The organism is Staphylococcus sp. FSL K6-3157, assembly GCF_038005145.1.
GTDB lineage: Bacteria > Bacillota > Bacilli > Staphylococcales > Staphylococcaceae > Staphylococcus > Staphylococcus equorum.
Genome location: NZ_JBBOSM010000001.1, coordinates 461,824 through 475,942, shown reverse-complemented (window position 1 = coordinate 475,942; position 14,119 = coordinate 461,824). Strand labels below are relative to the sequence as shown.

The 14,119-nt window shown below is 32.5% G+C and carries 11 protein-coding genes; 2 read left to right on the top strand and 9 right to left on the bottom strand.

All coding sequences use genetic code 11. The features are described 5' to 3' along the window. Positions 1 to 59 precede the first annotated feature (59 nt). The gene (locus MHB47_RS02090) at positions 60 to 593 is read right to left on the bottom strand and encodes a methylated-DNA--[protein]-cysteine S-methyltransferase (protein WP_340754786.1); all 534 of its coding nucleotides are present in this window, start codon (positions 591 to 593) and stop codon (positions 60 to 62) included. Between the two features lie 117 nt (positions 594 to 710). Between MHB47_RS02090 and MHB47_RS02085 the strand changes: the two genes are divergently transcribed. Next, complete coding sequence (locus tag MHB47_RS02085) at positions 711 to 1,010, top strand: YrhK family protein (protein ID WP_340754784.1); 300 nt, start codon at positions 711 to 713, stop codon at positions 1,008 to 1,010. A 70-nt stretch (positions 1,011 to 1,080) separates the two neighbouring features. Here MHB47_RS02085 and MHB47_RS02080 read toward each other — a convergent pair whose 3' ends face one another. The 7 genes from MHB47_RS02080 to MHB47_RS02050 all read right to left on the bottom strand — a co-directional run bounded on the left by MHB47_RS02080 (position 1,081) and on the right by MHB47_RS02050 (position 11,686). After that, entirely contained in the window at positions 1,081 to 2,466 is a 1,386-nt protein-coding gene (locus tag MHB47_RS02080; RefSeq protein WP_340754782.1) for an MFS transporter, read from the bottom strand. Between the two features lie 235 nt (positions 2,467 to 2,701). Next, entirely contained in the window at positions 2,702 to 3,394 is a 693-nt protein-coding gene (locus tag MHB47_RS02075) for an alpha/beta hydrolase (RefSeq protein WP_340754780.1), read from the bottom strand. A gap of 45 nt (positions 3,395 to 3,439) precedes the next feature. Continuing rightward, a complete protein-coding gene (locus MHB47_RS02070) occupies positions 3,440 to 3,904 on the bottom strand; it encodes a hypothetical protein (protein WP_021339732.1) in 465 nt (154 codons plus the stop codon). A gap of 155 nt (positions 3,905 to 4,059) precedes the next feature. Next, on the bottom strand, positions 4,060 to 5,235 hold the full coding sequence (locus MHB47_RS02065; RefSeq protein ID WP_340754778.1) for a M20 family metallopeptidase: 1,176 nt from the start codon (positions 5,233 to 5,235) through the stop codon (positions 4,060 to 4,062). A 97-nt stretch (positions 5,236 to 5,332) separates the two neighbouring features. Further along, the gene (locus MHB47_RS02060) at positions 5,333 to 6,721 is read right to left on the bottom strand and encodes an MFS transporter (RefSeq protein WP_340754776.1); all 1,389 of its coding nucleotides are present in this window, start codon (positions 6,719 to 6,721) and stop codon (positions 5,333 to 5,335) included. 348 nt (positions 6,722 to 7,069) lie between these two features. Beyond that, the gene (gene aryK / locus MHB47_RS02055; RefSeq protein WP_340754774.1) at positions 7,070 to 9,361 is read right to left on the bottom strand and encodes a transcriptional regulator AryK; all 2,292 of its coding nucleotides are present in this window, start codon (positions 9,359 to 9,361) and stop codon (positions 7,070 to 7,072) included. 138 nt (positions 9,362 to 9,499) lie between these two features. Next, entirely contained in the window at positions 9,500 to 11,686 is a 2,187-nt protein-coding gene (locus tag MHB47_RS02050; protein WP_340754772.1) for an MMPL family transporter, read from the bottom strand. Positions 11,687 to 11,848: 162 nt separating this feature from the next. Here MHB47_RS02050 and MHB47_RS02045 point away from each other — a divergent pair, with 162 nt between their 5' ends. Continuing rightward, a complete protein-coding gene (locus tag MHB47_RS02045) occupies positions 11,849 to 12,403 on the top strand; it encodes a TetR/AcrR family transcriptional regulator (RefSeq protein WP_277581829.1) in 555 nt (184 codons plus the stop codon). A 61-nt stretch (positions 12,404 to 12,464) separates the two neighbouring features. Here the strand turns inward: MHB47_RS02045 and pruA are convergent, their stop codons facing one another. Continuing rightward, positions 12,465 to 14,009: an L-glutamate gamma-semialdehyde dehydrogenase gene (gene pruA / locus MHB47_RS02040; RefSeq protein WP_340754767.1), complete on the bottom strand. Its 1,545-nt coding sequence runs from the start codon at positions 14,007 to 14,009 to the stop codon at positions 12,465 to 12,467. Positions 14,010 to 14,119 lie beyond the last annotated feature (110 nt).

Sequence of the window (14,119 nt, the reverse complement as noted above, 5' to 3'; positions counted from 1 at the left end):
TTGCAAGCGTATTTAAGTAACTTTTTTAAAATTTTAATTCATTGCTCAACCTTACTGCTTCAAGGCTTTGTACTATGTTTAGGTCTATAAAATGCATCCATATCCATTTTTTCTAATTTAAGTAACTCAATTTTGGTATCAATGCCACCACCATAACCTGTTAAACTGCCATCTTTACCAACAACTCTATGGCATGGAATGATAATTGAAATTGGATTGCTGCCTACTGCGCCACCCACCGCTTGTGACGACATTTGAGCTTTACCTCTTTTTTTTCCTATTATTTGTGCTATTTCTCCATACGTTACTGTTTCGCCATAGGGTATTTCTAAAAGTGTTGCCCAGACTTGTTCACGAAATTCCGTGCCAGACGCTTTTAAAGGAAAATCAATTTCCGGAATATTTCCCGAGAAATACGCATCTAACCAACGTTCTACTTTATCAAAGATAGGTTGTTCTGTTTCTACTAACTTGTGATCATATTTTAATTCGAAATCTGTTTGATTGGGTAGCCACAAGCCAGTGATATGCTCTCCGTCAGATGTTATTGCAACGCGTCCGATAGGTGCTTGATAGTATCTTTTATAATGCATGATGCTCCCCTCTTTCTGTCCTTCTGAATTTGTTTTATCATAAATCTTTCTTGGTTTTATGTAAACCATTAAGGGAATGAGTAAGACAACTCAAGATATGTATGGGAGGCCTTTTCTATGTCTAAATCAAAGCAACAAAATTCTATTAACAAAAGTGCTGATTTAAATTTTAATACACCTCAAAGATCTGAACGTCTTACAATGATTTATAAAGCACTATACCAATTAAACGATGTTGTTCTTGGCATCATATTCTTAATAGGTAGTTTTTTATTTTTCAGTGATACTACTGTCACTATAGGTACAGTATTATTTGTAATCGGCAGTATACAGATGACAGTTAGACCGCTTATTGCATTGTCACATGATTTACATTTGGCACATAAATATAAAAAATTAGAAATGTATGACAAATAGTATACTTTATAATTCAACGTAATAAAGACCACTGCAACGATAACGTTACAATGGTCTTTAATTTTAATATTTAACTATTTATTTTACGTGTCGGTATGATTAATGCACTCGCGAGAACGCCACAACCAACAATACAAGCACCAACGATAAAGCCTGCGGTTGCCGCTGTATGTAAGCTTTGTCCACTTTGCATGATCGCTGTGTAAATAGAAGTCATAATTGCAATACCAAATGCGCCACCAAGTGTTGAGCCCATTTTAAATATACCGGAAGCGACGCCCACTTTTTCTGGAGGTGTAGTTGAAACTGCAGTACTCAATGCAGGTGTTGCAAAGAGACCTGTACCGCCACCAAAAAAGACTGATGCAATTAACGCTACAACGATATACCCTGAGGTACCAAAGAACGTTAAACTAAATAATAATATACCTATTCCTGTAAATATTGGTCCGATAACCAACGCACGTTTCGCGCCAAATCTTTTAATGCTCTTTTCACCTAAGCGTACAACAATAAGTAGTGTAATCAAGTACGGTAAAGTAAGTAAACCTGCTTGGAACGCACTAAATTCCAATCCACCTTGCGCATACATATTAAATAAAGCAATGACACCAACACCTGTGTTAAGTAAGAAGTTCGCAAGTACTGCGCCTATATAAGGTCTATTTTTAAATAATTCCAAATCGATAAACGGCACTTTTTTGCCACGTTCTACTTTGAAGAACATAAATACACATATGATAAAGACAGCTAATAATATTAATGTTGGCGTACTCAGCCATCCCATTTTATAACCTTGTGTAATGACAAAACTAATACTCGCAATCATAATCACAAATATTGTAAGTCCTGCATAATCAAAACGATTTGCTTTGTCTTTAATTAATTTACTTTCTGGTAAATGTTTTAATAGCATCAGCGCAACAAGCGATAATATAATCGACAAAATAAAGATAGATTGCCACGAAATAAATGTTGCCATTGCTCCTGCAAAAAACGATGATAAACCTGTGCCGCCAAACGCACCAATCGACCAAAAACTCAATGCTTTTTGTCTTTCGTCCCCTTCAAAAAAATCATTGACGATGGATATCGTCGCTGGCATGATAATTGCTGCTGATAAACCTTGCACAACTCTACCTAGAATCAATAATACGACATTTCCTGAGACGATAAGCATAAGTGAACCAACGATACTTAGTATGAGTGCAATACGTGTCATTTTCACTTTACCAAATTTATCTGAAATGTTACCTGCTACTACCATAAACACACCAGTAACAAATGACGTTAAACTTATAGAAATATTGACTATACCTGGACTAGCTCCAAAAGTTGACTGGATTTGAGGCCCAATATTCAAAAATGACTGGGCAAATAACCAATAAGTTAATATTGATAATACAATACCCGTCAACAATTTACCCCCTGAAATTTGTTTCATTTTTTCTACCATAAAAGCATCCCCTATGTTTGTTAATAATATAAAGTTAGAATTTAAAAGACACTTCTCTTCGCAAATTACAATTGAGAATATTACACAATTAAGTGTACGATTATTTCTTTTAAAAATTCTTACACTTTAAATTTTATCATTAATTAAGCATAAAGGTCAGAATTTACATGCTATTATTTCGAATTTTCTGATAAATAATGGCTATAATTTGTCATTTTTTACGTGAGCAAATTAACTAAAATAATTTTTTTACCGCTTTATTAAAGTATTTTTTGAAATAAATTTGCTGGTGTAATCCTTTATTATTTGTAACAAAATGAAATGTCATTTGTTCAGAAATTAAGAGCTCATTTAGAATGTCTACGCCTTGTTTAGTTTGAGCTAAGATATTGGTATTGATCTCTGGATGTTGTTCATCTTCAAGCGTGCCAATATACCAATAAACATGTTCTTCTTCTTTAATAATAGGTTGCTGTTTCATAAATGTTAGAAAGCCTGGATACCATATTGAAGGTGAAATCAGTATATATGTGCCAAATGTATCTGGTTTCTTGAATAACGCATAGAGCGCAACTAATCCACCTAGTGACGCCCCAGCAATACTTATATCCAAGCGCTGTTCAGATACATTGAAACATTTTTTTAAATAAGGCAACAATTGATCAGAAATCCATAAGAGATAATCATCCACTGCACTATAAAATGATTCATCTTCGACTTTATCTTGCCAAGCCGCATAAATTTTGTCATTATCATTCTGCACTAATCCTACAAATATGACTTCTCGTTCAATATCCTTAAATAAGTCATCACCATCTTGAACGATTACTAAAGGATATGGACCAGCTTTACGCTTAAAGTATCCTTTAGGTAATTTCACTTTAATATCACAGTGTTGAAAACGAATATTAAAATTTCTTATATTCATAGCAATCAACCCTCTTCCTATTCACCTCCATTAACTCAGGTGATTTTATAGAAAATTATATAACTCGATATCATTTTCTTTCGCATATTCTAAAGCAAGTATTTCTAAGATATTAATTAGTGCAGGGTTACCTTTAACTTTAATATATTGGAATTTCAAATTATGTTCTTCTGCTTTAATATTTTTTAATTCTGATTCATCTAAATTTTGTTGCGCTACATAGGCTTTTCTAAATTTTGCTGTGCCAGCATCTGATTTCACATTGAATTGTGCGAGCTTATCATTTAAATCTTTTTGAGTAAGTTTGTATCCAGTCATAAACCCACCTGCTTGTCCTACATATAATGGTTTTTTATTTTTAAAGATAACAAAAACACCTTTTTGTTCTTGAACTTCACTTCTAGTTTCTTTATCAAATGTAAGTGCCTTTGACTTATCATATTTGAATAATTTTTTTAACGGCTTATTATAATCTTCAAGCAATTCACTTAGTTTTTTATCTGCATTCATTTCAATCATCCTTTTTTATTGTTTTATTATTCTATATATACACTTTAATGCGCCTGCATAAACTACATGAAAAATGAGAAGAAAATTATGCACACAAAAATAAAGGTTGTAGCCCAGTATAATAAGCTACAACCTTTATTTTATGTTTTAATACTTTATTTTAAATAATTGAATACGGTAACGCCTACTGCTTCAGCTGCTACGCGTAATGATTTTTCACTGATATCAAATTTAGGATGATGATGTGGATGAATGTCACCATTGTCAGGTGCAGCACCTGCATAAATAAATGTGCTCGGTATAGCTTTAGCATAATATGCAAAATCTTCAGAAGGTGGTTGTGCTTCACATCTTTCTATACCTTTAATTGCATCTGTATCAGCACTTTCAATAGATTCTACAACAAAATTCGTAAACTCTGGATCATTGTACAATGCAGGATAATCGACATTATATTCTAATTCACATGTCACACCAAACATTGCTTCTAAGCCATCTGTTAAACGTTTAACCTCTTTTTTAATAGTTTGTTTGGTTTCATCAGTCAAGGCACGTACATCGCCCTCTACTTCAATACTATCTTTGATTACATTAAATTGTCCTTTACCGTCAAATGAACCAATTGTTACAACGCCAGTTTCAAAAGGATTCAAACGTCTTGAAACTATTGTTTGTAAAGCATTAACAAAATATGCACCAGCTACAATACTATCATTTGCCGTATGTGGTGATGAACCGTGTCCTCCTTGGCCATTCACTTTAAGTTTAAAGAAATCTCTACCCGTTTGTACATTACCTTCACGATAATATACATTACCAGATGGCATATGACTCATCACATGGACACCTAATACATGGTCGACACCATCTAAGACACCATCTTTAATCATCGCTTGTGCACCGCCTGGAGGTACTTCTTCAGCAGGCTGATGAATAACAACAACTTTACCTTTAAATTGATCTTTCAATTCGATAAGTGTTTCAGCAAGAATTAGCATATATGCTGTATGTGCGTCATGACCACAAGCATGCATCACGCCTTCATTTTTTGAAGCAAATGCTAACCCAGTATCCTCTTGAATTGGTAGTGCATCAAAATCAGCACGTATTGCAATTGTCTTACCAGGTTTCCCACTATCGATTGTCACCTTCAAACCATTAGGACCTACATTCGTTTCTACTTCACAATCTTTATCTTTATAAAAATCTTCAATATACTTAGGCGTTTCTTCTTCGTGGAAAGATAGCTCAGGATATTGATGAAGATAGCGACGTATCTCAATCATTCGATTTTCTTTCTCTTTCAATATATCTATTAATTGTTTCACCATAACAGTTCCTCCTATATTAAATATATTCAACTTATTTACATTATATACTTTTTGAGTGTAATTTATGTGTTAGAGCATTTGTTGAATAACGTAAATGTTATGCCTTTTTAAATGATGGGACAGTAATCAATATGATAATTAACGATAATAATGCCATCAATACATTGAGTAATAATCCTATTGATGCGCCAGTTTGGACATTAGTAGTACTTGCCACGATGCCATAAAGTGCGCCTGATAACGCGATACCAAATGCACCACCGAGTGATGAAGCCATTTTATAAATACCAGAAGCCACACCTACTTTATCTTCAGGTGAATTTGAAATAGCCATATCAGTTGAAGGTGTAGCATAGAAACCGAGTCCCAAACCATAAAGTAAATATCCAATGATACAAACGACTACATAAATTGTGCTTGGTAAAAATGTAAGCGAGATTAAAATTATGCCAATCATATTAAAAAATGTGCCGAGCATCATCGGCTTTTTAGCGCCTACTTTTTGTAGAATCTTTTCTCCTACTCTAATCATTAACAATACTGTTACCAAATAAGTAATAGATAATAAACCAGTTTGGAATGCATTAAAGCCTAAACCTTGCTGCACAAATGTGTTAGCTACTAACAGTGCACCTGCTACACCATTTAATAAAAAATTAGAAAGTGTGGCACCTGTATACGCTTTATTATTAAAAAGTTTGAAATCGATTAATGGATTTTGTTTTTTATTTTCCATTTTAATAAAACTTATTGTCGAAACTATAAATATTATTATTAAACCTATAATGATTGGTGAAAAAATACCCAATGATGCACTTTGTGTGATCACCACATTAATACTTAACATCATAACAACAAATAATAGTAATCCTGTGTAATCAAATCCTACCTTAGTTTTGCTAACTGATTTTGTTTCAGGTGTGCCTTTTATTAATAACATCGAAACTAAGGCGATGATGATAGACAAGATAAATATCCATCTCCATCCTACAAATGTCGATACCATTCCGCCAAATAAAGATGCTAAACCTGAGCCTCCCCATGAACCGATAGACCAATAACTTAAAGCACGTTGTCTATCTTTCCCATCAAAATAAGCTTTCATTATGGCTAATGTTGACGGCATAATTGCTGCAGCAGACAACCCTTGAATCACTCTACCTACAATAAGTAAGATAGATAAGTTACTCACGATAATCAATAATGAACCAATAATACTAAGCCACAAACCAATATAAGTTATTTTTACGCGTCCAACTTTATCAGCGAGACTACCTGCACCTACCACAAACATTCCTGAGAAAAGCGCAGTAATACTCACCGCAATACTCACTGTTCCTATATTACTCTTAAAAGATTGCTGCAAAGTCGGGACTACATTTAATAGTGATTGTGCAAACAACCAAAAGGTGACGACCCCTAATACAATTCCTAATATTAATTTATTATCTCCTTTATATGTCTGTACATTTCCTTTTTGAGTCATTTTTTATCCTCCTAAATTAAATTTTCAAATGACAAACAGGAAAGATAAGCCTAATTGTAAAATGTTTTTCCACCCTAAACATCCTCAATCAATGATGCTCGCTATCCTCTCTAAAAACGATTTTAGCGCGTAATTTTTTATCTCAATATAGAGTATTTGTTGTTTTACTATCTTATTTATAATGCATTCGATTTATATTACTTCTATGACAAAAATGTACATATTGATTTTTGTCATCAACAATTATTCTCGCGGTTAAATATATGATTACTTATACATAACCAACATAAAAAAACTAACTAAAAGAAATAGTGATTTTTATTAATTCTTTTAGTTAGTTTTTTGTATTTATATTTCTTTATCAAAGTATCTTCTGAATTCAATAATTTGAATTGCATTTGTAAGTAATTTCAAATGATATGTTATTGTATCAGTTGCCTCTACTTCACTAACGTCTAATTTAGGAAAAGATACTCGATTAACATAATCAATCGTTTCTTCATCCATGCCATGTTGTGTATTATATTGTTGCCATACTTTATATAACGCACCGTGGTTTTTATCTAATGTTAGATGTTTGATTTTGTATATCCCAGGTAATAAATGGAAAATATTTATTTGATAGTCTTTATGATTTAAATTATTAGAAGGATTATTCAAAGTAAAATAAGGGTTATAATGTTCTGCATCCCAAAGCACAATTTGAAAATGTTCGGTGTTACCTAAAACAATACAATTTCCATTTCTATACAAGATGTTTTTAAATAATTTTTTATAAAACATACTTGTAAAAAAAGCAGGTCTTTTACCATCAAATTGATGATATAAATCAATACCGTTTAATTGTGTTTTTATATCTTTCTGACTATATTGCTGATGTATCTCAAAATTCAACCAGTATCCAATCCTATTAATATGACCATTCATTTCTATGAGTTGTTCAAAGATAATGCCTGCTCTAAAATATTCTCCATTTGTCAAACTTGTATTACCTGTCAATGTATTCCAATTTAATAACGTAAAGGAAATATTTCGGTCTTTTACATCTAACCATTCCATAATTTCCTCTAATTTGAGCGTGATATGTTTCTTAGCTAAATTATATTGGTTACTCTCAATAGATTGAAAATTGATTATGTCATTTTGATTTGCACAGAATGCAATACTATCAATATGTTGCTTATGGACCTCTAAAATATATTTAGCTACACGTGCCTCCGTCTGATGCTCAATATTAAAGTTCAATACAATTTTGATATCCTTAAAATACTGTTTAAATAATATGATTATTGCTTGGGATATATCTTCATCTATACAATTTATGTAAAGTACTAAATTAAATAAATGATTATCTGGCAGTGTGTTATAAATATGTTCCAATGCATATGCCAATTCTTTGGAATAAGCATTGAAATTCGACATTACTTTGGGCGGGTCTACCTCTATGCCCAGGCCAATGTGATGCATAAGTAAAAAATTCAAGCATTCATCTATTTTCATATATCGGTGCACATTCGGTATAACTTCGTCACTTTCGATAATCTTATCTTTAATAAAACCTCCTCTAATAGGATCTTTAATCAGTACATGATTTAAACCTATGCAATTTTTCACTTCTAGTATTTGGTTTCTAAATCTTTGAATGAGCAACACGTCTAAATTCCCTATATGTATCACATGTTGATAATGCAAAAGCGTTTGTTTTGAGTCCTTTAAAGTAATATCAATGACTTTTTCTGCTTCAGGTGATTGCAAAATATCACCAACAGATTCATTTATATAATCTGATAAATAGTGTAAATAAGTTTGATATGCAACCTCTTCTTTTTCTTTATTTAACTTTTCAATCAAAAACGTATTTTTATACTTTTCTCTATATTGTGTAGGCGTCATTTGGGTGTCTTTCTTAAAATGTTTCAGTAACATATTAGAATTGCTAAAACCATTTTTCAAAGCAATTTGCGTAATCGTTTCATCTGTATAAACCAAATCTTCCTTACAATGCTCAAGTCTTATGTGAATTACATATTGATTAAATCCCATTCCTATTTGCTGTGTAAAAAGTTTTGATAAATAAGCAGTACTAAGTGGCACCTTTTGGGCTACTTCAGTTAACGAGATATGCGCAGAGTAATTACTTTGAATATAGTTACACACAAATTCTAATCGATAGTCATTTAACATTTCTCTATATGATTCGTTCATTTTTGTAGGTAAAAATCGCGCAATTATAAACATTAAATTGATTAATTGCTGTTCTATGTATAAACGATAAAATTCTCCTTTTCTTATATCAACAACGCCTATCATTGCAATAGCATTTACGATTTGTTTATAAATAACTTCTTGTAAATGTCCCTTATCCAAAATTAAAATTTTATCATTATAATCAGATATATATTGTTTTATATATCTTTCAGTTAAATGAATAGAAATATAGAGCGTGTCTTCATTTTCTATAAAACGAAATTGCTCACGGTGATTAACAATAAAAACATCACCTTTTTGGTATTCATATATTTCATTATATTTCCATACTGTCATACTACTTCTCAGAACTAGCACAAGTCGTAAACCATCATTTATGCTGACAGTTAAATTGTTAGGTTCATTAAATTCTACTCGACAAAATGTTTTCATGATTCACCTCGTTATAGTTAAATATTTTAATGAAAATCCCCAATTATTCAATTATAATTTAAAATTTGTTAATCTTTAGACAAAAAAGCAGCCTGACATAATTGTCAGACTGCAAATTTTTACTATAAGCAATATTTTTTACTGGTCTTTATTTTTCGCTTTATGTGTTGATTCAAGATCTTTTTTTAACCCATGACCTTCAATATCAATACTTGGCAAGATTCTATTTAACCACGCTGGCATATACCATGATGCTTTACCAAATAATTTAGTTAGTGCAGGCACTAACATTAATCGTACGATAATTGCATCAAATAATACACCAAACCCAAGTGCTAAGCCCATTGATTTAATCATGACATCCTCTTGGAACACGAATGCGATGAACACACTGAACATAATCAATGCTGCTGCAACAATGACTGGTCCACTTTCTTTAATACCTACTTTTATAGAATGTTCATTGTCACGTGTAACACTATATTCTTCATGTATACGTGACATCAAGAACACTTCATAATCCATAGCTAGGCCAAATAATAAACCTATTACAATTACTGGTAAAAATGCGAGTAATGGTCCAGTAGTATCAACACCAAACAAGCCAGCCATAAACCCTTCTTGCATGATTAATGTTGTAAAACCGAGTGTCGCTGCCAGTGATAGTACGAATCCGAGCACTGCTTTTAACGGAATAATAATCGAACGGAAAACAACCATTAATAAGATAAATGCCAAGGCTACGATTACACCAGCAAATAATGGAATTGCCTCATTTAATTTTTGAGACATATCTATATTAATTACACTCTGACCAGCTACCTCAGTCTTGAAGTCGTAATTGTCTTTTGCTTTATCGTTATAATCTCTCAAGTCATGTACTAAGGTGTTTGTAGATTCTGCGTTCGGTCCTTTTTTAGGAATGACCGCCATCATAGCGTAATCCTTACTACCACTTAATTGTGGTTCTGTAACCAATTCTACATTATCCATGTCGTTAATATCTTTATTCATATCTTTCAAGGCTTTTTGTAAGGCTTGAGGATTATCTTTCTTATCTTTAACGTTCACTAGCATGGCAATTTGTCCATTAAAACCTTCGCCAAATTTATCCGAAACGATTTCATAAGCTTTCTTTTGAGTAGAATCTGAAGCTTTCATACCATCGTCTGGGATTCCTAAGCGCATGTCTTTAACTGGTATTGCTACTAGTATTAAAATAATTAAACCAATTAATATTGCTAATAATGGTTTGCCGAGAACGAATTTTGACCAACCTGTATCAACATCGCCTTTAAACTCTGATTTCATTCGTTTCGGTTTTATTTTTTTATGGAAAATACTAATCAATGCTGGTAATAAAGTGAGTGCACTCACTACCGCAACAAATACACTAATAGCAGATGCGAACCCCATGATTGCTAGGAAATCAATGCCAACAAGTGATAGTCCACAAACTGCAATGATTACAGTTAAACCAGCAAATATGACTGCACTACCAGCTGTACCTACTGCTAAACCAATTGCTTTGATGTGGTTAGGTTCTGTTCGCATAATTTGTCGATATCTAAATAATATAAACAACGCATAATCTATACCTACTGCTATTCCAATCATAACAGCTAAAGTCAATGTTATATTTGGAATATCAAATACATATGTAAGTAAAGAAATAATACCTACACCCGTGCCTAAACCAATTAATGCACTAATGATAGGCATACCTGCCGCTATAATTGAACCAAATGTAATTAACAGCACTACAAATGCTACAATTATACCAATTAACTCAGAAGAACCACCGATTTCTGTGGATTCCATGCCTGTACCCATTAATTCAGCCTGTACATTATGGTCCTCTTCTATTTTATCGATTTTATTTTTGATGTTATCTTTAGAACTTTCTTGTAATGATGTAACTTTGACATCATAATTCACATCCGCAAATGCGGTTGTTTTATCTTCACTAATTTGTTTATTATCATAAGGATCTGTAACATTTTTAACATCTTTGTCATCATCTTTAATATCTTTCAAAGCCTTTTTGACATCTTGTGTTATATCTTGCTTAATAATGCCGTTTTTCGCGTCACTTTTAAGCACAATTCTAATTTGTGCTTTTTCACTATCCTGGTTAAATTCATCCTCGAGTTTCTCATTTGTATCAAGCGATTGCAGACCATTCATAGTGATATCATTATCAAATTTAGGTGAATTTAAAGTAAGCGGTATTATAATTGCTACAAGTAAAATCAACCATGCAACAATACTCCACCATTTATGCTTAGCAATAAATGAACCTAATTTATACAAAAACTTTGCCAAACTATTGCCTCCTTATTTAATCAACGTTATAGTTTAAACATACAATGTAGTTTAAATTTTTGTTACACATTTATAGTAACATACTAATTCTTACGCCTGCCTTAAAAAAGTGGTAATTAATTAAAATTATTAATTTAAACTACAAATAAGGAGAAATGTAGTATGAATGAAAAAGACTTGCGTGTTATAAAGACAAAACTGTCGCTTTCCCAAAGCCTTTATGAACTAATAGAAAAACAAGCATTCTCTACAATAACAGTTAAACAAATTTGTGATTTTGCATTGGTCCATCGCACTACTTTTTATAAACATTTTTATGATAAATATGATTTACTTATCTATTTAATCACTGATTTAACCAAAGATTATTTTTCTATAGATTTAAAAGAACGGATTAACTCTCCAATTTCTACTATGCAAACCACTTTTGATAACGTGAACGGAATGGAACGGATTACAGAAAAGCAAAAAGACGACAAAGAATTTGAGCGTACGATTACAAATTATTTTATCCGTGTATTACAAAATGACATTAAAGATAATGTCTCACGTATTTCTGTAGATTCAAGTGTTCCAATCGAACTGATATTTTATATGTATGGCTCAAGCTTACTCGGTTTTATGGAGTGGATGCGTGATCATAATATTAAACGTCCAGCACACGAAATAGACGAAATTTTTCATAAAATGATTAATATCAAAGTAAAAGATGTATAACAGCAAAAAAGCCACTCACTGCAATGCAATGAGCGGCTTTTAAATTATTTTATAATTTTAATTAGAACATTTCTGAAGCGACTTTTTGTTCTAAGAAGTTTAATAGATAGTCTGGGCTACCTGTCTTAGCGTCAGTACCTGACATTTTGAAACCACCGAATGGGTGATAGCCAACAACTGCTGCAGTACATCCACGGTTTAGGTATAAGTTACCTACATCGTATTCTTCAACTGCATGAATCCAGTTTTCACGATCATTTGTAATTACAGCACCTGTTAAACCATAATCTGTATCGTTAGCAATGTCTAATAGTTCTTCAAAGTCGTTACCTTTAACAAAGCCAACCACCGGACCAAAGATTTCTTCTTGCATGATTTGGTCTCTTGATTTTAAGTCTGAGATGATTGTAGGTTCAATAAAGTATCCAGTAGTACCATCCGTACCACCACCGAACTCTAATTTACCTTCTTTGCTACCAATTTCAATATAATTTTTAATTTTATCGAATTGTTTTTTATTAATAACTGGTCCCATGTTCGTGTTATTCTCAGTATTGCCCAATGTTAAATTCTTAGTTAATTCAACTGTTTTTTTCAATACTTCATCATATACATCTTTGTGTACGATTGCACGAGAACACGCTGAACATTTCTGTCCTGAGAAACCAAATGCAGAACTTACAATAGATTCTGCTGCTAAATCAGTGTCGATATCTTTATCAACTACGATTGCATCTTTACCACCCATTTCAGCAATAACACGTTTTAAGAACTTTTGTCCTTTTTGTACTTTTGCAGCTCTTTCAAAAATTCGAGTACCTGTAGCAAGTGAACCTGTGAAAGTTACAAAATGCGTGTGTACGCTATCTACAAGATAGTCACCAATTTCTTTTGGATCCCCTGGTACAAAGTTAACAACACCTTTTGGTAATCCAGCTTCTTCTAAAATTTCAATTAATTTATATGCAGTTAATGGTGTATCTTCTGCTGGTTTTAAAAGTACTGTGTTCCCTGCAACTACTGGCGCTAATGTCGTACCAGCCATAATTGCAAACGGGAAGTTCCATGGTGGAATTGTAACACCAGTACCAATTGGTTTATAGAAATATTTATTATGTTCTCCTTCTCTATCCAATGTTGGTTTACCGTCCGCTAATTCCATCATTGATCTCGCATAGTATTCAATGAAATCAATACCTTCTGCTGCGTCACCTACAGCTTCATCCCATGGTTTACCTGCTTCGTAAACCATCACTGCTGATATTTCTTCTTTACGACGTCTAATAATTGCCGATACTCTAAGTAAAAATTCAGCACGATCTTTGTGTGACCATTTCTTCCATGATTTATAAGCTTCGTTTGCAGACTCAAATGCTTTATCTACATCTGCTTGAGTTGCTTTCGAAACTTCTGCAATAACTTCAGTAGTATTGGCAGGGTTGATAGATTGATACGTATCTTTTGTGAATATTTCTTCCCCATTAATTACTAAAGGAATTTTTTGATTTAATTCACCTTTAACTTTCTTTAAAGCCTCTTTAAATGATTCTACATTTTTACTGTCTGTAAAATCGATACCTGGTTCATTCTGATAATTAACTACCATTTTTCTACCCCCATGTCAGTTTGTAAATAGAAAACACGAATGGAATTATTCCACTCTTGATTTTATTGTATATGTATCACACCACAAATGCAATCGCTTACAATCATTTT